This window comes from Priestia sp. ST2 (assembly GCF_055810735.1).
Genome location: NZ_JBVVNT010000003.1, coordinates 706,241 through 725,725 on the forward strand (window position 1 = coordinate 706,241; position 19,485 = coordinate 725,725).

Consider the following 19,485-nt stretch of genomic DNA (forward strand, 5'->3'; position numbering starts at 1 on the left):
ATGAAAATTAAATGAAATCCTAGCCTTCACAACCATAGATAGATTCTTTAAATTCATCTACTAGTTTACCTAATACCCACAAATAAATAAACTAAAATCACCTTTTTTATCATAAAACCCCTTCTTCCCTCATATACTGTACTCTGTTGCAACACCCGTACTGCAAACTTGTGCATTTTTTCACAATTTATATACAAACTATTCTCATCTTGCTGTATAATAATAATTCTGCCTTGAGCATTCTCCACATTCTTATGCTTAAGCCACAGCTTTCTTTTCATAACAGATGCACACATGAAAGGAGATGAATTAATGATTTTAAAAGCGTTAAAGAAAAACAAACATGTAACCGTGAATTATTACGAAAATGGCCTGCTTCAAACCTTCAAAGGAAAAATCCAAAATTTAAACCTAACCGACCAAACCCTCTCCCTACGAGATGAAAAACAAAACATTTTTTCCATTCGTTTGTCTGGCATTAAAGAAATTTATTAACAAAAAAGATCCTGAAGAATTCTTCTAGGATCTTTTTTGTATTTTTTATCCATAAACTATTGAAAAATTATCCAATTGGTGTTAAATTAACTTTACATAATGTTAAATCAACTTAACAAATTCATTAAAAAGACAGCGGGTGATCATATTGACTCTTATTAATCACGTAAAAGAGCTTAGAGCTAAACATGGATATACGCAAGGAGATTTAGCTGAAAAAGTTGGAGCCACTCGCCAAACCATTGCAGCTATTGAAAAGGGAAATTACGTTCCTTCCCTACTACTTGGTTTAACAATTTGTGATGTCTTTCAATTAAAAATGGAAGATGTTTTTACACTTCAAAAGGAGGAGAAAAATGTTGAGTAATGTTATTAAATCTTATTTGTTGAATGTAGTGTCCCTGTTGTGCGTAGGTTGGTTTTTATATGATTTTTTAAGCCTAAATATTCAATTTAGTGAAGTTATGACCGACCCTGAGCCTCCGTGGGAAATTACTATGTCTATAGGCTCTTTTGCTTCTTTAATTGTTCTTTTAATTGTCTCATTTTTTTACTACCGCGCGCGTAAAAAGACGAAGAACGTTTCGCCTTTATTATTTCCTTTTGAATTTGCAGAAGAAGATGAACGTGAAAAGATGATAACAGCAGAAGCTTGCAAAAAAGCCTTTGTTTTCCTCCTATTTTCTATTCCTATAGGTGCTATATTAATAGCTTTTTATCCGCTATTACCTAATTCTTTTAGCTTCTATCCCATTGCCGTTCTTTTGCTTCTTTCTCTTGTACAGTTAACGGTTTATTACGTATCAATTAGTAAGATTTATCGGTGATTAAAAAAGGGTTGTTCTAAAAAGAACAACCCTTTTTTAATCTAATAATTCACTCAATTCCCCCACAAAAATAATCCGACCTACATCTATTTCACTATTTTTTCATTTTCTCTGTCTATATTGAACTATAACAATTGAACGATGTATGTTACCTTCCACTGCAGTTTTTCTTCAGTGTTCAGTTGCAAAATATGAAAGATAAAAGGAGCATATCAATGGCAGCTAATAAATGGACAAAATGGATGGTTGGTTTATCGAGCGTTGCTGCATTTACCACTTTTATAGGACTTTCTCAAAAATATGATCAAACAAATTCAACAGCTCCAGCACTAAATAACGATGCATCAGCCGATAATTCATCTCAAACTCAAACGGAAGATGAGACGGATCTATTTCCAGATTCAGGATCTGGTTCCAATACGAACAATGGAACTAACGGGCAAGATCAATGGTCAAATGACAATTCTAGTGAGCAAAGTGATCAGTGGTCAGACGATGATTCAAGTAGCCAGCAAGATCAGTGGTCTAATGATGATGCTGGAAATAGTCAGGATAATTGGGGCAATAACGATGATTCTTCTATGCAATCAAGACCTTCTTAAGGATGTGATATAATGAGCTACTCATTTAAAGCAATGAATACCGAATTTAATGTATATGAGCTTGAAACACTTGTCAGCCAAAAAGTGGAGAGCTGGTGTTATCTTGTAGAAGAAACCCTAAGCCGCTTTCTTCCAACAAGCGAGCTTTCACAGCTTAATTCGCTGAACGGAAGATTATTTTTACCGTCAAAAATGTTGTATGAAGCTGTAAAAACAGCCTCTTACTATCACAATGAGACAAACGGGATTTTCAACCCATTTCTGTATCACTCTATTCAAACTCTAGGATATGACCAAAGCTTTGAACAACTGCCTAACAATCAGCTTCCTCAAGAAGTAGCAGCTTTTGATGCTGTTAACCCTATTATGATTCACAAAGGAATGAGAAGTATTCAGCTTGCTTCTAATGTCGGTCTGGATTTAGGCGGAATCGCAAAAGGTTGGAGCATTCAGCAAATGGCGAATCAATTAAAGAAAAAAGGAACTTCACTTGGTGCAATCGATGGAGGCGGTGATATTGTAACGTGGGGGCCTGCTAGCAAGCACTGGTCTATTGCGCTCTCTCATCCATTTGATTTATCAAAAAATCTCATGAGTATTAAAGTAAAGAGCAACAGCGGCATTGCCACAAGCAGTGTGGGCAAGCGATTGTGGAAAGTAAACGGACACACTCACCATCATATTATTGATGGCAGAATCAGCAAGCCTAGTTCATCAGAGCTTCTGCAAGTAACGGTTGTTTCAGAAGACTTGACCGTTTCTGAAGTCTATGCAAAATGCATGCTTATTCTCGGATGGGACGCCGGATTAAGATTAGCTAAAATGCATCACCCTTCTTTAGAGGTAATTGCGGTTACAAAAGAAGGCGAAGTGTTAATCGAAAAAAATGTGAAAGGTCAGGTATACCATTATGGCTACTCTCCTCGCGCAATTTAGTGCCCACTTTCCCGTTTGGAATACCATTCGGGCAGCCGGCTTAACTTCTTATTTGCTCATGTTTGTATCGGTTGCCGCTGGCATTTCTCACAGCTTTTCATTTTTTAAACCAAAACGAAAAAAACAGCTTTTGCGGGTTCATCAATCATCAGGGTGGTTCGGATTATTATTTGGCATGATTCACGGACTTGTTTTATCATTTGATCAATCGATTCATTTTTCACTTTCTGACATTTTAATTCCATTCACTTCCGATTACAAACCAATTAGCACAGGTCTTGGTACTATTTCACTCTACATTTTATTCGTACTGATTATCACATCCGATTTTATAAAACAGCTGGGGAGAAAAACATGGAAAGCCATTCATTTTCTTGCTTTTCCAGGCTATTTGCTCGCACTGTATCACGGCATTACTTCTGGAACAGATACACAGCAACCGCTTATTTTTGGGATGTACAGCATCACTGGCTGCATCATTTTGATTTTTCTTTTTTTACGACTTCAACACCAGTCAGCTCCTAAGAACCAAAAAAAAGCTCAGGAAAACTAAAAAACGCACTCTATCATAGAGTGCGTTTTTTCTTATCCGCGTCCTGCTTGGAATGATGGATACTGTGTCATACCGCCGTCAGCAAAGAGTGTAATCCCTGTTACATAACTTGCCTCTGAAGAAGCTAGCCATGCAGCAACCGCTGCAATTTCTTCCGGCTCTCCAATGTATCCCATTGGAATCATGCTTTCTACATCTGCACGCTGCTCAGGATCAGCGAATTTCTCAGCGTTAATCGGTGTATTAATTGCTCCCGGTCCAATGTTATTTACACGAATACCTTTTGGAGCGTATTCTAATGCAAGTGTTTCGGTCATGAGCTTCATTCCGCCTTTACTTGCTGCGTAATGAACAAATAATGGCCAAGGAATTTTCTCGTGAACACTCGACATGTTAATAACTGTTCCCTTAATATCATTTTCCACAAAATATTTAATCGCTTCACGGCTGCCTAAAAATGCTCCCGTTAAGTTCGTATCAATGACTTTATTCCAATCGCTTAAAGACATTTCATGAGATGAAACCGGATTTTCCATTCCTGCGTTATTAATCATAACGTCTAACTTTCCAAATTCTTTAATAGCAGATTGAACTAAATTGATCACGTCAGACTCAACTGTTACGTCACCTTTAACGGCAATTGCCTCTCCGCCAACTTTTTTAATTTCTTCTAAAACGCTGTTAGCTTCTTCTTCTTTCGAACGATAATTCACAACTACCTTGGCTTTTTCTGTCGCAAAACGAATCGCCATTGATTTTCCCAAACCGGTAGATGAACCTGTTATGACAACTACTTTTCCTTCTAAATCTTTATACATTGTTAATACCCTCCTAGTTAGCTTTTGGCGAGCCCTAACATGACTCCTGCTATGATGATCAGTATAATTCCAATAATAATCCCAACTAGCTGACGCTTCGTTTTCTTCTCACCTAAAATAATGATCCCGCCTAATGTTGAAATGACGATTCCCATTTGGGAAAGCGAAAAGCTTGTCGCTACGCCTACTTTAGGTTGTGAGATGAATAAAAACATATTACCAGCGGCCCAAATAAGACCTGGGATAATGTTGCGAATTGCATATTTATTAAATGGCTTATGCTTAAACGTCAGCAATACTCCTCCAATAACCATACCAATCGCTTGAGGTAATAAAGCCGACCATCCGTCTACATTAAATAGACGGGCTACTACAACATAAACTAAATAACCAACGGTTGAAATTAATAAAATAACAATTCCTTTTTTGAAGTTTCCTTTTCCTTCTTCAGCCTCTTTCTCTTCTTTGCTTTGAAGTGATGCTAAAACAATCCCTACAATAATAAAGATAAGAGCGAGCACACCAAGAATGATTGAAGTTTTTGTAGACCACTCGTGAAACACAATTACTCCAAATAATGAAGTGGAAACTAACTGAAGCCCAGTTGAAATAGGCATCGTTTTAGAAACTCCAATTAAATCAATACTTTTCAACTGATTACTTTGTCCAACTGCCCAAAATAGCCCCGATACAACTCCAACCCCAAAGATTAAAGGTGTAAGCGTAGGGTGTACAAAAATATAAATACCGATGGAGAAAATCAAAGCTCCCAATGTGGTTCCAAGTGTTTGACTATAAGGTCCTCCGCCTAGTTTCACATTGAAAAGCACAATACTTCCCCAAAATATGGCTGGTAAGACAGCTAAAAATATGTCCATGTTTCAAAACCTTCCTGTGCTAAAATTAAATGTCAAAGTGCATATTCCCCAATTTTTCCGCCATTAATCCTTTTTCAGGGACATTTTATGAATTAATGACCGCACGAAATATTCTTTGGATAGCGAAAACTGTATACCTTAATTTGTTCTAGGAGAGAAAAAGATATACTTTCTAACGCAAAAAAACAGCTTTTCCAAATAAAAGCTGTTCTGTATCATTTAATTTATTTTTAACATATAGCGATTAATAGGTCTCCCCACTCTGCCGTATTCAACTGATAATTTCAGCTCGTTTTCCTGTTCTAAAAACTCTAAATACCTTCTTGCTGTAACACGCGCAATTCCTACACCGTCCGCTACTTCTTCAGCAGAAATTGGATGATTTTGTTCGGAAAGATATTGTTGTATCCTCCTTAGCGTAACCGCATTTAGCCCTTTTGGAAGCAAATCGGCTTTTTCTTCGAATTGCTGAAACAGCATAGAATCTAATTCAGACTGAGTAATATGTTCTTTTTGACTTATTTTAACTTGAAACGAACGATACTGCTCAAGTGCTTGCTTCATTCGTTCAAACTTGAACGGTTTCATAATATAATCAACAGCGCCATATTGAAGAACTTTGCGTACGGTTTCAATATCACTTGCAGCCGTAACTGCTATCACGTCTGTTTTATAACCATTTGCTCGAATTTGCTGTAAGGTAGTTAAGCCATCTTGACTAGGCATATACATATCAATAATCGTTAAATCAGGCTGATGTTTTTTAATGAGCTGTACCCCCTCTAAACCATTCGAAGCTGCAGCGATAACGATGAACCCTTCAACTTGTTCAATAAATTGGCGGTTCACTTCTTGTACCATAGGATCGTCTTCTATGAGAAGCACGGTCCATTCTTTTTTATTCATTTCCCACTCCCCCTATAAAAAGAATGTAATGATAAAAGTCGTTCCAACATCTAATTCTGACTCTACTTCGATCTGACCGTTTCCTTTTTCAACAATTTGTTTTACTAAATGCAAACCAATTCCTCTATTTTCCTTTGCTTTGGTTGAAAAACCTTCATCAAAGATTCTCGCTACTTGATCCTCATTCATACCACACCCGTTATCTTCAACTAATATAGAAAGAATGCCATCATTTTGTTCCATACTTATATAGATCTTCCGTTCACGACGCTCCATATGTTGATACGAATCAAAAGCGTTCTCAATTAAGTTACCAATAATAATCACAAAATCATGATGATCTAAGTAAGGAGGAAATGAGTGAAGCTCGCTGTGGCGATCGATAGCTAACTCAATTCCAAGTTCTTTGGCACGGCTGACTTTGCTCAACAGCAATCCCGATATACTTTCATCTTTAATATGCTTATGAAGAAATTGGGTGAGCTCTTCTTGCTGTTCAGACACTTGAAAAACATACTGAAGAGCCTTGTCTTTATTTCCAAGTTGGATAAGCCCTGCAATCGTATGAAGTTTATTCATGTATTCATGGTTTTGAACTCTAAGAGCGCTTACAAATGATTTAACTCCTGTTAACTCTTCAGCTAATTTTTTAACTTCCGTTCTGTCTTGAAAAATAGCGACCGCACCGACTGTGTGATTATTAACCTTAATCGGCACACGATTGCTTAAAATATTCAAATTTCGAACTTGAAGCTCTCGATTATAAACAGGCTGATTAAGCTGCAGAATTTCTGGAAGCCTTGTATCTGGAATCACATCATAGATCTTTTTTCCAATTACTTCATCGGGTACATCCATCATAATTTTCGCTTTATGATTAAAAATAGTGATGTTCTCCTCTTTATCAATGGCAATGACTCCTTCATGCATGGCATTAAAGGTCTCCGTTCGTTCTACGAACAAACGAGCAATTTCATGAGGTTCAAGCTCAAACATCTCTTTTTTGATACGAGATGCAAGCGCCCACGCTCCCCATCCTCCAAAAAAAAGAGCAAGACCTGAGATAAGAAAGATTTCTTTTTTTAAACTTAAAATGACCTCTGTAAATTTCGGAAGAAGATAGCCTGAGACAACCACTCCTACTTGTTCATGCTGATCGTTTACAACGGGCACAAAAGAGCGAATGACCATTCCTCCTTCTCCTTTTGCTTTATCGGTATAGGTATGTTCTGCAAACGCCTGTCCCTCATCATCTCCTTTAGAGATTTCTCCAATCATGCTTTGCAAAGGGTGAGACAAACGTTCATGATTCATATTCATAACCACTACATAATAAGCACCGTGAATAATGCGAATGGGCTCTACAATTTGATTAATGTTCTTACTATCTTTTTCAATTTTTTCTCGAATTTCAGGCATTTCAGCAACTGTTCTCGAAGTGATTAAAGCCCTCTGCTCTAAATCATTTTCTTTTGACTGTACAAAATTATTAATCACCACGATACTTGCTAAAAACAACGAAAAGGCCACGATAAAAAAGATTAACCCCGTCATTTTCGTTTGCATCGATAAGCGCATCATAGCGGAACACCTACTGCTGATTGAAGTTTATTTTAATTTTACCACGTTGAGAAATTGCGTGTTAGAATATTTGTAGAGAAAAATTATTGAATCGCGGGGTTGGACATTTTGAAGATGTTTATAGGGGCAAGTATCATTGTTAGCGTTTTCTTGATGATCTATGTTTTTTTGCAGTATACGGTTATAAATCAGGATAATGTGTATCATGACGATGAGCAAAAAGGATTAAATAAGCAAATTGTGATTAATTTTAGCCACGTGGTAGCTGAAAATACTCCAAAAGGCTTAGCCGCCCAAAAATTTGCTGAAATCGTTAATCAAAAATCGGATGGTAAAGTTAAAATTGAAGTATATTCAAACGGCGTATTGTATTCAGACGACGAAGAACTTGCCGCCCTTCGCCGAAATGATGTACAAATGATTGCACCTTCCATTTCAAAGCTAAGCGACCTCTCCCCTACGTGGCAGCTTTTTGATCTTCCCTTCATTTTCGATGATTACAGCGAAGCAAAACAAGTGTTTACCGGTAAAATCGGACAGGATTTGTTGAGTACGCTGCAAGAGAAAAACATTAAAGGGCTTGCTTTATGGAGCAACGGCTTTAAACAAATGACTAGCAATACGAAACCTTTGCTCCATCCAGCAGATTTTCAAGGTCAAACGTTTCGCATTATGCCAAGTGAAGTAATCAAAAAACAATTCGAACTTCTTGGCGCCAAGCCTCAGGCTGTCTCGTTTAATAAAGTATATCAATCCCTTGAACGACAGGAATTTGATGGACAGGAAAATACCATTTCTAATATTTATTCAAAACGTTTGTACGAGCTGCAAAAATATATGACCATCAGCAACCATGGATACTTGGGCTACGCTGTTTTAATGGATGAAAAGTATTGGGACAGCCTCCCTGAAGATGTAAAACAACTATTAAGTGATGCAATGGTAGAAACAACTAACTGGATTTGGACTCAATCAAAAATGATGAACGATGAACAGCTGCAGCAAATAAAAAATAAGTCTGGCATGCGCGTTTATTACTTAAATGATTTACAAAAATCCGAATGGAAAAAACAGTTTAGCTCTCTTTATCAATCGTTTGAAAACAATGCAACAAAACAAACGCTTGATATCATTCAACAAATAAAAAATATCGAAAGCAAAAAGTGATGACTATATGTTCATCACTTTTTTTGACCAAAATGACCAAAAAGAACATTATCACCAGAAATATAAATAGTTAAAATTATCAGTTAATATAAGGATAAGAATAATGTAAGCGTTAACAAAAAAACATTCTCGAAAGGAGCATTACGTATGAAATTAAGTTTTAAAAATCTAACTGTTCAAGTTGTTATCGGTATCCTTCTCGGTATTGCAATTGGCTTCATGTTTCCTGAATTTGGAGCTAAATTAAAAGTATTGGCTGATATCTTCATTAAATTAATTAAGATGGTAATTGCCCCAATTATTTTCTTAACAGTGGTCATCGGTATCGGAAGCATGGGAGATTTAAAGAAAGTGGGACGAATTGGAGGTAAAGCTCTTTTATACTTTGAGATTGTCACTACTTTTGCCTTAGCAATTGGAATTATCGTTGTAAACTTTATCAAACCTGGGGCTGGCTTTAATATCAATGGCGCAAGCGGAGCTGATGTTACTCAATATACGCAGCAAGCAGCTGAAGCGGAGCATGGCTTTATGGAGTTTATCATGGGAATTATTCCAGACAGCGTATTTGGCGCAATGGCAAATGGTGAATTATTGCCAATCTTATTCTTTGCCGTACTATTTGGAATGGCTACAGCTACACTCGGCGAAAAAGCGGCTCCTGTCATTACATTCTTTGAACGCTGTACAGATATTTTCTTTGGCATTGTTAATATGATTATGAAACTTTCACCTATTGCGGCGTTTGGAGCGATGGCTTATACGATCGGTAACTTTGGAATAGGCTCTCTTCAAAAACTCGGTTTCTTAATGGGATCTGTTTACATTACTATGTTCTTATTTATTGTATTTGTACTTGGAACCATTGCTAAGATTTATGGATTTAATATTTTTAAATTCATTGCTTTTATTAAAGAAGAAATTCTACTTGTATTAGGTACGTCTTCTTCGGAATCTGCACTGCCAAAAATGATGGACAAAATGGAGAAGTACGGATGTTCAAAATCTGTAGTAGGACTTGTCATTCCAACTGGTTACTCATTTAACCTAGATGGAACAGCAATCTACTTATCCATGGCTGCTATCTTTATCGCTCAAGCGTATGGAGTCGATCTGTCGTTAATGCAAGAGATTACGCTACTTGGTATTTTAATGCTAACGTCTAAAGGAGCTGCCGGAGTTACTGGCTCTGGATTTATTACACTAGCAGCTACGCTTGCTGCATTCCCGATGATTCCAGTTGAAGGAATCGCGCTGTTAATTGGGGTAGACCGCTTTATGTCGGAAGCTCGTGCCATTACAAACTTAATTGGAAATGGTGTAGCAACTGTAGTTGTATCGAAAATGGAAAATGAATTTCATCCTCCTGTAGAAACAGTACAAGACGTTAATTCCGCACCTCCATTAGCTAAGTAATAAAAAAAGAAGTTGAGACATAGCGAAATGAATCCAATCTAAAGACGAATAAATGGGATACATGAGCTGAACCGCTTATGACACCACAGTTGATTTCCGTACAAGACTTCGCTTTCCGCGGGCGGCCGATGAGCCTCCTCGTCACGTACGCTCCTGTGGGGTCTCATCTGTTCCGCTTTTCCCGCAGGAGTCTTCGCCTTGTCCTCCAATCAACTGCTAGAAGGATCTAAACAAATGAAGCCTACGTTCACCACAAAAAAAACGAACCACTAATCAAAATTGATTAGTGGTTCGTTTTTCACTTCATCTTAAATACTTTTGTCCCAAACTTTTTTTATTATTAATGCGTTTCTTTTTTAGAACGTCCGCTAAGTTTCCCAACAACCACAACTAAAATAGCTAACAAAATAGGAATAATCGTATGCAAATGCGGATTCAACCCTTCTAATACGTGTCCCACCGCTTTGTCTTTAAAAATCATTTCACCAGCAGTATAGCCAAGAAGCGCTGCTCCGGCAATGATGATAATCGGGAATTTTTCCATAATTTTCATTAAAAGCTGACTTCCCCAAATGATTAACGGAATGCTGATAACAAGACCAAGGATAATGAGTAGAATATTGCCGTTAGCCGCACCCGCAACCGCTACTACGTTATCTAAACTCATAACAAGATCCGCTATAATAATTGTTTTAATAGCACCTGCTAGAGTTGAATTCGCTTTAATATCTCCATCATCTTCACCTTTTAAAAGACTAATAGCAATCCATAGAAGAAGCAGGCCTCCGATGAAATTTAAAAATGGAATTGTTAATAAATATACAGCGACAAATGTTAGCCCTACACGTAGTACAACCGCTCCTAATGTACCGAAAACAACCGCTTTGTTTCGATGCTCGTCCGGAAGATTCCGACAAGCTAAAGCAATCACGACTGCGTTATCGCCACTCAGTACAATGTTAATCAGTAAAATTTCTAAAAGATTTAAAATAAAACTCTGATCCATAAAAAAACTCCTTGATTGATTTTTATTAGTCTATTTCTCTATCTCTTATTTCATTACTAGAAATAGAGAACTAAAACTCTATCAACATAACCCGTTCTTACCCTTTAATGGAGAGAAGTAGTTATTTCACTAACAGTATTTTATCACTAAAAAGAAATTTGAAATAGGTATTTGTAAAGGAAAAGTCAGTTCATTACAATAAATCAAACCTTATCCTTTATCTTTCATCTATTTTTCACCATCACTCTCTACTATTAATAGCAGGAGAGCATTTATAAAAAATAGAGTGACTTTTATAAATAATACAAGCCTCCAATGCTTCTTCGTTATTTTGTAGTTTTTCGTCAGCTACGATATAAGAAAGGAGAAAATAGGTATGATTTTAAAAGCGCTAAAAACAAATAAATTATTAACTATTAACTATCAAAACAACGGTTTTGTTCAAACGGTAAAAGGTTATATTCAAAACTTAAACTTACTCGAACAAACTCTTCTATTAAAAGATGAAAATCAGAATGTACGATCACTTCGCCTATCAAGTATTAAAAATATTTATTGATAAAAAAAAGAAGAGATTGAGAGATAACTACACCAATCAACCGCTAGAAGCGGCTAAATAGAGTACATTCACGTTACCATAACCATAAAAAGATCCGAACGCTTTATCGTTCGGATCTTTTTTTAACATAAAATACTTTTGTCCTATCATCTTTTTATTTAACTCACTGTATGACGTGCAATTACTTCTTTAATTGATTCATATACAATTTCAACCATTGTTTTTAATTCTTCGTTTGTCATTGAAAGAATAGGCATCATCGTAATCACAGGACCTAGCTCTCTAATAATTAAACCTTTTTGGCGAGCCGCTAAAATGATGTCTCCCATAACTTTTTTATCTTCAAAAATAGACTTTGTTTGGCGGTCTTTCACAACTTCGATTCCTGCCATTAATCCTCTTTGTCTAATGTCTCCCACGTTAGGCAGCTCATAAAGCTTTAATAGATAACGTTTAAAAACTTTTTCCTTTTCTTTTACACTACGGATTAATTCTCTTTCTTCTATCAGTTCAATATTTCTAAGCGCTACTGTACAGGCTAATTGATTTCCCGTATACGTATGTCCATGAAAGAAGGTTTTATTTTCATCTGGATGAGCTAAAAAAGCATTAAATATCTTTTCGCTTGTTAACGTAGCCGCAAGCGGCATATACCCTCCTGTTATCCCTTTTCCTACACACATAATATCCGGTACAACATCTTCTTGTTCACATGCAAACAGCGTTCCTGTTCGTCCAAATCCAACTGCTACTTCGTCACAAATCAGCAATACCCCGTACGCTTTGCACAGCAGCTCTACTTGTTTTAAAAAACCGGGAGGATGTGTAATAATACCCGCTGCTCCTTGCACAAGCGGTTCAATAATCAACCCAGCTACTTCTTCTCCTTTGTTCTGCAAGAGCTTCTCTAGCTGGTGAATACAGTAAGCTGAAGCTTGCTCTTCCGTTTCAAATCCTTCCATACGGTAAGTATAAGGAGAAGGTGTGGGAATTCGTTCAAACAGCAAAGGCTTAAAGATGCGATGAAATAAATCCATGCCTCCCACACTGACTGCCCCAATTGTATCTCCGTGATATGCCTCATTCAATGAGATAAATTTACTTTTGTTTTTGTACTTTACAGAGTCGAGATTTTGCCAATATTGATAGGCAATTTTCAACGCAATTTCGACAGCGGCGGAGCCTGTATCAGAGTAGAAGACTTTCGATAAGCTGCCAGGAGTAATTTCCGCTAACTTTTTGGCTAACAAAATAGATGGAACGTTTGCGGATCCAAGCAGCGTAGAATGCGCTAATTTTTCCACTTGTATATGTAAAGCTGTATTTAATTCCGGATCATTATGTCCATGCACGTTCACCCATAGAGAAGCGTATCCGTCTAAATATTTGTTTCCCTCTACATCATATAAATAGCTTCCTTCTCCTCTTTCAATAATAAGAGGATTTGATTGACGGTAAGCTTTCATTTGCGTAAACGGATGCCATACATATTCTTTATCCCATTTCTCCAGCTCAGCTTTTTGATACGGCACAGTCAAACACCTCCTGAATATGTTGAATAACACTTTTTTGCCTCATCATTTTCTCAATATATGCATCTAACTCTTCATCGATATGTGTGAATACTGGAACGGTCATTAAAGATGATATTTGAAGCAGCTTTTCAATCGTTCGAACATTATCGTTATGAATGATAATGCTGTGATTAAAACGATTAAAAATGAGTCCGTTGATTTTAAGGTGATGCTCACTTGCATATGAAAAGGTAGAAAGCGCATCGTGAATAGCTCCTAATCCCGTTGTTCCAACAGCAATAACCGGCATTTGTGCATCTATGATCAAATCTTTTGTCATATAGAACGTTGTTTCCTCCTCAATTAAAGGTACGGCAAGGCCTCCTGCTCCTTCCACGAGCACTACATCAAATTTCTTTTTTAATTCATTAATGCGTTTTAAGACGATTGAAGGCTCTACTTGCTTGTTGCTCAGTGCAATAGCCAAATGAGGAGACGTCTCCGGCTTTAACTGATAAATACCTGTATCTGCTACTCCGAGCCTTGTTTCAAACCAGTGAATATCCGGATAACCTCCAATTTCGTCTTGATAGCCGGTTTGAAATGGTTTGCAAATTGTCGTTTTTATTCCTAGACGACCAAGTACTTTATACAAAATACTTGTAACCAGGGTTTTTCCAATATCTGTTCCAGTTCCCGTAATAAAATACGCTTTGCCCATTTTTTTCTCTCCTTTTTTTCTATGTCTTAGTTACCCCGCTTTGACCCGCTTTGATGACAAACGACTAAATTGAGGCTGCATTCGGTGAATCAGCACTGAACATAAAATACATAACAAAAGATCTCCAGGCATTGGCAAAACAGCTCCAAAAAGAAGTGTATCACTCAGTGAAAGAGGCTTTTCAATTATCCATTTCATTGCTCCGTAAAGCCAGAAGCAGCCGACTGCGTACACAATAGCTAACGTAGATAAATTAGCTAAAAAAACAGAAAAAGGTTTCTTTAAGTCATATTTTTGAATAAGGTATCCGTTCATAAATGCACCCATAGCATAGCCAATTAAATAGCCAAACGTTGGTTTGAAGATATACCCTAAACCTCCTCCTTCTGCAAAAACCGGAGCACCGATTAACCCCATACCTATGTAGCATAGCTGACTATACAAACCTAAACGCGGACCTAACAGCGCACCGGCTAAATAAACAGGAACAATTTGAAGAGTAAACGGTATGTAGGGAATAGGAATTTTTATAAATGCACCAATCGCCGTTAAAGCTGCAAATAAGGAAACATACGCCATTGTTTTCGGTTTCATATTCACCCTCCTTTCTCTTTTCGTTGCTTTAAGTTTGCAATAATTTCTTTTTATTTGTCAACTTAATTTTATTTTAAGTTTACAAATAAACAATAAAAAAAGACGCAAAAAACTGAGCTTTTGCGTCTTTTGATTTTTATAAAATTACTTTTTTGTCGTCTTTAAGCTGCACTTCTTGACGGCTGATAGATAAATCAACTTTCTTTTTTACACGTGCGTGATAATAAACATAAAACAGCAGCGCTAGTGGAATACCGACATACAGTGCCATTCGCTGTTCTGCATCAAATGCCATGCTTCCCAATACGATTGTATTTAATACTAATGCGATTAAAGGTAATACTGGGTAAAGAGGGACTTTAAATTTTAAATCCTCGATTTGCCCTCCTTGATTTATATATCTTTTTCTAAATGCAAGCAGTGATGCAGCAATCGTAATCCAGCCGATTTGTGCACCTAAACCCGCTGCAGAAATGAGCCATACAAATACTGTTTCTTGAGCAAAGAATCCTGAAAGTAAAGATAAAAGCGCAATGCCTAATGTTAAAAGCAGGGCATTCATCGGCACACCGCGTTTATTTACTTTCATGAAAGCTGAACTTGCCATGTTATCTTTTGACAATGAATACAGCATACGCGTTGCTGCATAAAGACCTGAGTTAGCTACAGATAACAGTGCCGTTAGGATAACAAAGTTCATAATATCTGCTGCATATGGAATACCAATTTGGTCAAATACAACAACAAATGGACTCTCAACTACGCCTGCTTTTTCAAGCGGAATCATACCCGCTAAGACAGCTACAGCTAGTACAAAAAATACAAGCGTTCTCCATACCGTTTGTTTAATTGCTCTTGGTACAGTCTTGTCTGGGTTTTCACTTTCCCCAGCCGCTACACCAATAAGCTCCGTGCCTTGGAATGAAAAGTTAACTGTAATCATGGTAATCAACACGGCACTAATTCCGTGAGGAAACACACCGTGAGCTGTATAATTAGAGAAAAGCGGTGCGCTGTCTCCATTACTTAATGGAAGAAAACCAAACATAGCAGCTCCACCAAGCACGATAAATAAAATAATAGCTAACACTTTAATGCTGGCAAACCAAAACTCCGCTTCACCAAACGCTTTAGCTGACAGTGCATTTAATGAGAATAATAAAAGGGCAAATATAGCACACCAGATCCATACAGGAGAATCAGGAAACCATCTTTGCATAAGCTGACCTGCTGACAAAAATTCTAATGCAACCGTTACAGCCCAGCCCAACCAATATAACCATCCAAAAGCGAAACCAACACCAGGGCCAATAAATTTTGTTGTATATGTCTGAAACGAACCGGAAACTGGCATTGCTACTGCAAGTTCCCCTAAGCAAAGCATTGTTAAGTACATAATGAAGCCACCTACGATAAACGAAAGGATAGCTCCAATCGCTCCTGCTTGGCTAATCGTGTATCCTGTTCCTAAAAAGAAACCTGTACCGATAACCCCGCCGAGCGAAATCATAAACAAATGTCTGCTTTTCATCGTCTTTTTTAATTCATTTGTTTGCTGTTGTCCTTCTATCATATTAACGACATTTCCTTTCAACCTATTTATTACGAGATATTACCTAGAAAAAAATTAATAAACCTTTGTTTTCTATGCATATTTACTTACATATTTATGCGGTGTTCTCAATTTAAATGAAACAGCCTTTTGTAATCTTAACATAATGCTCACTAGATTTAAAATGTTTTTCTGCAAAAGTAAAATGAATTTTTCTTGAATAGTGTGATTTTCTTTTACTGTGGATATTCATAACCATTTTTCTGCAAATGAATAGGTGATGCAACAAGAAAAAAGCTGTGCTTTCTAAGACGAAAGCACAGCTTTTTTAACTTTTTACCAAACAAACAATCCAACAATCATAGCACTTAATAACGAAACAGCGATACCGCTCACAAGCAGTTTCCATACGTTTTTTCCAATAATCGTTGATTTACCTTCTGATAAAGTAGAATTATACGTCCCATAAATCATACCCACCGTACTGAAGTTAGCAAAAGATGTTAAGAATGTTGTAGCAACTGCAATCGTATGCGGTGGAAGTGTATCTAGATTTTTCTTCAAATCCATCATTGCCACGAATTCATTTGTTGCTAGCTTGATACCCATCAGCTGAGCTACGTACATTGCATCATGTCCCGTTAGCCCTAGTAAAAATGCGAATGGACTAAAGATATAAGAGAAAATCTTTTGTACAGTCAAGCCGTCTACGATAACGCCTAAAATACCGTTAAGCGCAGATGTAAGAGCTACATATCCAATAACCATCGCTAAAATAACAATAACCATGTTCATTCCGACTAACATACTGTTTGAAATGGTAGAGAAAAAGTCTTTTTTCTCCGACTTTGGCGGTACGTAAATCATATCTTCTTCTTTTGTAACATGAACTGGATTCAATAAGCTCACTAAAATAAGCGCGTTTAAACAGTTCAGTGGAATTGCTGTAAACACGTACGTAGCGGGAACCATCGTTAAATAAGCACCGATAATAGATCCGCTAATACTGCTCATACTCATAATTCCAAACGTAAGCAAACGGTTGTCTTTTAACACAGAAAGCTGATTACGAATAACCGCTAATGCTTCCGTATTTCCTAAAAACATCATTTGAATAGCGAAAAAGCTTTCTAATTTAGGCAAACGAGAAACTTTCGAAATGACCCAGCCTACTTTATCAATAATCCACGTTAAAATACCAAAGTAAGATAAAATATCAAAAAATGTCACGACAAAGATGATAGGCAGTAATGCACTGAAGAAAAAGTCAACCGTTTCATTTCCCATTACGGATGGGAACGCAAAAGCAATTCCATCGTTAGCACAGGAAATTAGCCAAGTAAAGAACGAAGCAATCTTATTAATAATCCATGTTCCAATTGAAGTTCCTAACATAAACCAAGTAATGAGGACTTCAACGACTAGCAGTGAAGCAATTGGACGCCACTTTATCTCTTTCTTTTTAGGAGAACATAAAAAGACGACACCCATTACGACAAAAACGCCTAATAAATTTAATAAAAAGTACATGCAAGCCACTCCCAGGTGTGTATTTGAAAAACAAAAAAGCTCTTACTTTTCATAAATTCTGACAATAACAGAAAGTATGAAAAGTAAGAGCTTTGAAAGAAGACTGTACTCATGAGAATACGCCCTTCTTTTTGCTGCTTATATCCAAACTTTCTTGTAGTCTAGTTTTTTTCGGTTACTAGGTAGAGACTATCAGACCATATTACTGATAATATACAAGATCGTAATCTTAGCTGTATTCAATTGATATGAACAAATTCTACCCTTTATTTTTTTAATAATCAACACTTTAAAAGTTTTTCGGAATAATAAAATTGGTATGAAAATTCTATTTATTTATCACTCCTTTTGAACTACTCATAAGAAAATTACACAAAAAAAGTGAATTTAACCGTTCTTTTAACTCAATTATTTTCCTATTTTTGAAACAAAGAAATTGATTCTTTGATGAGTATGTTTAAATATCTACTTCGCCTTTCATTTAATTCCTCAAAAATATTTCATTTTTACGACTTGAGACGTAGAAAAAAATAATCCTGCTGTTCGTTGAAATTAACCGCTTTTCAATTTACACTTTATGGTAGAAGAAAACAAATTTAATTTAGGTAGAAAGCGGGTTATAACGTGAAAAAAATATTGGCTTTTATTTTAGTAATAGGTGGTACGGCAGTCCTCTTTTCTACTGCATTTGCACCTTCCTCTTGGTCGTTAAGTTCATTCAAGACGTCCAAGTCTGAAGCGGCGTTATCAAGTGATATTCAGCATATTCAAATTGACTCTCCAAGCATTAGTACAACTGTCGTGCCGCAAGATCGTCAAGATATTAAAACAAAAGTAGAAGGTAAAGGAAAAGTAGATGTAAAGCAAAATGGAGACACCCTAGTCGTCACTTATCAAAAAAGTCCTTTTCAATGGCTTTCTATTTTTTCAAATACAAAAGTGACAATCTACATTCCTAGAGATTATCACCACAACCTTGCGCTTACGGTAGGTTCTGGGGACCTTCAAGTTGCTGCACAGCCTGAGCAAGCACTTCAGCTGAAAGATGTTTCGATTAAAGTAGGTTCTGGAAATGCAAGTATTTCAAACTTGAGGAGCACCTCTCTTCGTACGGATGTCAATTCTGGAGATTTACAGCTGAGTAATGTTGAAAGCCAAACGGCTAAATTTGCTGTAGGCTCTGGGGAAATTAAAGGAACAAACTATAAAGGAAAACTTCAGGCGCGTATTGGATCTGGTGATCTCTATATGGATTTTAAAAAACTAGAAGAGGCCGTTTCTGTAGATGTAGGATCTGGAGATGCCGTGCTGGTTCTTCCGAAAAGCGCTGGTTTTAAAGTGAATGGAAAAGTAAGCAGCGGTTATATAAACAATGACTTTAAGTTAAGCAATGCAACCGTGACAGAAGATGTATTAAAAGGAAAGCATGGAAATGGAAAATATCCTATTGATGCAGCTGTTTCAAGCGGAGAATTAACGTTAAAATCAAAATAAAACGAACACGGAAGTGTTCGTTTTATTTATGGTCTCACTGCAATATACCACGCTACTCCTACGATTGATCCTATGAATACGACTCCGTAAATAATAGATAAATTCACTATACTTTTCTTTTTAGATTTTCCGTAATCTTCATCTACTTTCTTTGCAGCACTGATCGTACCTGCAAGGGCAGCAACGCCGATAATAATGACAAGAAGCAATGCTAGTTTCATTCATTCTCTCCTCCATATTTCGGTGATTGAATAAGACTGAATACCAAGATGTTATTTATTTCATTTTAAGCAGCACGATTTAATAAGAATATGAAAGCGTTATATCTTCTCTTTC

The 19,485-nt window shown here is 36.8% G+C and carries 21 protein-coding genes and 1 riboswitch; of the genes, 10 read left to right on the top strand and 11 right to left on the bottom strand.

All coding sequences use genetic code 11. From position 1 onward, the window contains the following. Positions 1-294 precede the first annotated feature (294 nt). The 6 genes from AC0KUU_RS15995 (at position 295) to AC0KUU_RS16020 (ending at position 3,413) form a co-directional block, all read left to right on the top strand. Complete coding sequence (locus AC0KUU_RS15995) at positions 295-495, top strand: YolD-like family protein (RefSeq protein WP_370881275.1); 201 nt, start codon at positions 295-297, stop codon at positions 493-495. Between the two features lie 148 nt (positions 496-643). Further along, positions 644-862, top strand: a complete 219-nt coding sequence (locus tag AC0KUU_RS16000; RefSeq protein WP_013081870.1) for a helix-turn-helix transcriptional regulator — start codon at positions 644-646, stop codon at positions 860-862. After that, positions 852-1,322 carry a DUF2178 domain-containing protein gene (locus AC0KUU_RS16005; RefSeq protein ID WP_013081869.1) on the top strand — a complete coding sequence of 157 codons (471 nt, stop codon included), beginning with the start codon at positions 852-854 and terminating at the stop codon, positions 1,320-1,322. The genes AC0KUU_RS16000 and AC0KUU_RS16005 overlap by 11 nt, the downstream gene beginning before the upstream one ends. 191 nt (positions 1,323-1,513) lie before the next feature. Next, positions 1,514-1,924 carry a hypothetical protein gene (locus AC0KUU_RS16010; protein WP_342314839.1) on the top strand — a complete coding sequence of 137 codons (411 nt, stop codon included), beginning with the start codon at positions 1,514-1,516 and terminating at the stop codon, positions 1,922-1,924. Between the two features lie 12 nt (positions 1,925-1,936). Next, on the top strand, positions 1,937-2,860 hold the full coding sequence (locus AC0KUU_RS16015; protein WP_043980285.1) for an FAD:protein FMN transferase: 924 nt from the start codon (positions 1,937-1,939) through the stop codon (positions 2,858-2,860). Continuing rightward, positions 2,835-3,413 (top strand): ferric reductase-like transmembrane domain-containing protein, encoded by a 579-nt coding sequence (locus AC0KUU_RS16020; protein ID WP_322551749.1) that lies wholly within the window; start codon positions 2,835-2,837, stop codon positions 3,411-3,413. The genes AC0KUU_RS16015 and AC0KUU_RS16020 overlap by 26 nt, the downstream gene beginning before the upstream one ends. Positions 3,414-3,445: 32 nt before the next feature. Here AC0KUU_RS16020 and gdh read toward each other — a convergent pair whose 3' ends face one another. The 4 genes from gdh to AC0KUU_RS16040 all read right to left on the bottom strand — a co-directional run bounded on the left by gdh (position 3,446) and on the right by AC0KUU_RS16040 (position 7,596). Continuing rightward, on the bottom strand, positions 3,446-4,231 hold the full coding sequence (gene gdh / locus AC0KUU_RS16025; protein ID WP_043980290.1) for a glucose 1-dehydrogenase: 786 nt from the start codon (positions 4,229-4,231) through the stop codon (positions 3,446-3,448). 17 nt (positions 4,232-4,248) lie between these two features. Continuing rightward, entirely contained in the window at positions 4,249-5,109 is an 861-nt protein-coding gene (locus AC0KUU_RS16030) for a RhaT/GlcU family sugar-proton symporter (protein WP_028407570.1), read from the bottom strand. Between the two features lie 219 nt (positions 5,110-5,328). Then, the gene (locus tag AC0KUU_RS16035; protein WP_043980293.1) at positions 5,329-6,015 is read right to left on the bottom strand and encodes a response regulator; all 687 of its coding nucleotides are present in this window, start codon (positions 6,013-6,015) and stop codon (positions 5,329-5,331) included. 12 nt (positions 6,016-6,027) lie between these two features. Beyond that, positions 6,028-7,596 carry an ATP-binding protein gene (locus AC0KUU_RS16040; protein WP_043980295.1) on the bottom strand — a complete coding sequence of 523 codons (1,569 nt, stop codon included), beginning with the start codon at positions 7,594-7,596 and terminating at the stop codon, positions 6,028-6,030. A gap of 108 nt (positions 7,597-7,704) precedes the next feature. On the opposite strand from AC0KUU_RS16040, the gene AC0KUU_RS16045 reads away from it, so the two are divergent. Both AC0KUU_RS16045 and AC0KUU_RS16050 read left to right on the top strand, forming a co-directional pair. Further along, entirely contained in the window at positions 7,705-8,763 is a 1,059-nt protein-coding gene (locus AC0KUU_RS16045; RefSeq protein ID WP_043980297.1) for a DctP family TRAP transporter solute-binding subunit, read from the top strand. A 147-nt stretch (positions 8,764-8,910) separates the two neighbouring features. Beyond that, entirely contained in the window at positions 8,911-10,179 is a 1,269-nt protein-coding gene (locus AC0KUU_RS16050; RefSeq protein WP_013081860.1) for a dicarboxylate/amino acid:cation symporter, read from the top strand. Between the two features lie 340 nt (positions 10,180-10,519). On the opposite strand, the gene AC0KUU_RS16055 is transcribed toward AC0KUU_RS16050, so the two are convergent. After that, the gene (locus AC0KUU_RS16055) at positions 10,520-11,185 is read right to left on the bottom strand and encodes a TerC family protein (protein WP_016763134.1); all 666 of its coding nucleotides are present in this window, start codon (positions 11,183-11,185) and stop codon (positions 10,520-10,522) included. 376 nt (positions 11,186-11,561) lie between these two features. On the opposite strand from AC0KUU_RS16055, the gene AC0KUU_RS16060 reads away from it, so the two are divergent. Further along, on the top strand, positions 11,562-11,744 hold the full coding sequence (locus tag AC0KUU_RS16060; RefSeq protein WP_043980299.1) for a YolD-like family protein: 183 nt from the start codon (positions 11,562-11,564) through the stop codon (positions 11,742-11,744). A 158-nt stretch (positions 11,745-11,902) separates the two neighbouring features. Here the strand turns inward: AC0KUU_RS16060 and bioA are convergent, their stop codons facing one another. From bioA to AC0KUU_RS16085, 5 genes are all read right to left on the bottom strand, one after another. Continuing rightward, complete coding sequence (gene bioA, locus AC0KUU_RS16065; protein WP_043980301.1) at positions 11,903-13,276, bottom strand: adenosylmethionine--8-amino-7-oxononanoate transaminase; 1,374 nt, start codon at positions 13,274-13,276, stop codon at positions 11,903-11,905. After that, positions 13,257-13,979, bottom strand: a complete 723-nt coding sequence (gene bioD, locus AC0KUU_RS16070; protein ID WP_322551748.1) for a dethiobiotin synthase — start codon at positions 13,977-13,979, stop codon at positions 13,257-13,259. The genes bioA and bioD overlap by 20 nt, the downstream gene beginning before the upstream one ends. A 30-nt stretch (positions 13,980-14,009) precedes the next feature. Continuing rightward, the gene (locus tag AC0KUU_RS16075) at positions 14,010-14,573 is read right to left on the bottom strand and encodes a biotin transporter BioY (protein WP_322551747.1); all 564 of its coding nucleotides are present in this window, start codon (positions 14,571-14,573) and stop codon (positions 14,010-14,012) included. Between the two features lie 136 nt (positions 14,574-14,709). Further along, the gene (locus AC0KUU_RS16080) at positions 14,710-16,146 is read right to left on the bottom strand and encodes an amino acid permease (protein WP_043980305.1); all 1,437 of its coding nucleotides are present in this window, start codon (positions 16,144-16,146) and stop codon (positions 14,710-14,712) included. A gap of 315 nt (positions 16,147-16,461) precedes the next feature. Then, positions 16,462-17,655 (bottom strand): NupC/NupG family nucleoside CNT transporter, encoded by a 1,194-nt coding sequence (locus AC0KUU_RS16085; RefSeq protein ID WP_013055534.1) that lies wholly within the window; start codon positions 17,653-17,655, stop codon positions 16,462-16,464. A gap of 137 nt (positions 17,656-17,792) precedes the next feature. Further along, positions 17,793-17,894, bottom strand: a riboswitch (purine riboswitch). Between the two features lie 385 nt (positions 17,895-18,279). Here AC0KUU_RS16085 and liaG point away from each other — a divergent pair. Continuing rightward, on the top strand, positions 18,280-19,149 hold the full coding sequence (liaG, locus tag AC0KUU_RS16090) for a LiaG family protein (protein ID WP_043980308.1): 870 nt from the start codon (positions 18,280-18,282) through the stop codon (positions 19,147-19,149). A 26-nt stretch (positions 19,150-19,175) separates the two neighbouring features. Here liaG and AC0KUU_RS16095 read toward each other — a convergent pair whose 3' ends face one another. Further along, complete coding sequence (locus tag AC0KUU_RS16095; RefSeq protein WP_013055532.1) at positions 19,176-19,370, bottom strand: hypothetical protein; 195 nt, start codon at positions 19,368-19,370, stop codon at positions 19,176-19,178. Between the last annotated feature and the right edge of the window lie 115 nt (positions 19,371-19,485).

Excerpts from the sequence above, each read along its gene's own strand:
- AC0KUU_RS16030 (WP_028407570.1), bottom strand. The coding sequence starts at position 5,109 with ATGGACATATTTTTAGCTGTCTTACCAGCCATATTTTGGGGAAGTATT.
- AC0KUU_RS16060 (WP_043980299.1), top strand. The coding sequence starts at position 11,562 with ATGATTTTAAAAGCGCTAAAAACAAATAAATTATTAACTATTAACTAT.
- AC0KUU_RS16015 (WP_043980285.1), top strand. The coding sequence starts at position 1,937 with ATGAGCTACTCATTTAAAGCAATGAATACCGAATTTAATGTATATGAG.
- AC0KUU_RS16010 (WP_342314839.1), top strand. The coding sequence starts at position 1,514 with ATGAAAGATAAAAGGAGCATATCAATGGCAGCTAATAAATGGACAAAA.
- AC0KUU_RS16020 (WP_322551749.1), top strand. The coding sequence starts at position 2,835 with ATGGCTACTCTCCTCGCGCAATTTAGTGCCCACTTTCCCGTTTGGAAT.
- AC0KUU_RS16035 (WP_043980293.1), bottom strand. The coding sequence starts at position 6,015 with ATGAATAAAAAAGAATGGACCGTGCTTCTCATAGAAGACGATCCTATG.
- AC0KUU_RS16075 (WP_322551747.1), bottom strand. The coding sequence starts at position 14,573 with ATGAAACCGAAAACAATGGCGTATGTTTCCTTATTTGCAGCTTTAACG.
- AC0KUU_RS16095 (WP_013055532.1), bottom strand. The coding sequence starts at position 19,370 with ATGAAACTAGCATTGCTTCTTGTCATTATTATCGGCGTTGCTGCCCTT.
- AC0KUU_RS16080 (WP_043980305.1), bottom strand. The coding sequence starts at position 16,146 with ATGATAGAAGGACAACAGCAAACAAATGAATTAAAAAAGACGATGAAA.
- AC0KUU_RS16040 (WP_043980295.1), bottom strand. The coding sequence starts at position 7,596 with ATGATGCGCTTATCGATGCAAACGAAAATGACGGGGTTAATCTTTTTT.
- bioD (WP_322551748.1), bottom strand. The coding sequence starts at position 13,979 with ATGGGCAAAGCGTATTTTATTACGGGAACTGGAACAGATATTGGAAAA.
- AC0KUU_RS16055 (WP_016763134.1), bottom strand. The coding sequence starts at position 11,185 with ATGGATCAGAGTTTTATTTTAAATCTTTTAGAAATTTTACTGATTAAC.
- AC0KUU_RS16050 (WP_013081860.1), top strand. The coding sequence starts at position 8,911 with ATGAAATTAAGTTTTAAAAATCTAACTGTTCAAGTTGTTATCGGTATC.
- AC0KUU_RS15995 (WP_370881275.1), top strand. The coding sequence starts at position 295 with ATGAAAGGAGATGAATTAATGATTTTAAAAGCGTTAAAGAAAAACAAA.
- AC0KUU_RS16005 (WP_013081869.1), top strand. The coding sequence starts at position 852 with ATGTTGAGTAATGTTATTAAATCTTATTTGTTGAATGTAGTGTCCCTG.
- AC0KUU_RS16085 (WP_013055534.1), bottom strand. The coding sequence starts at position 17,655 with ATGTACTTTTTATTAAATTTATTAGGCGTTTTTGTCGTAATGGGTGTC.
- gdh (WP_043980290.1), bottom strand. The coding sequence starts at position 4,231 with ATGTATAAAGATTTAGAAGGAAAAGTAGTTGTCATAACAGGTTCATCT.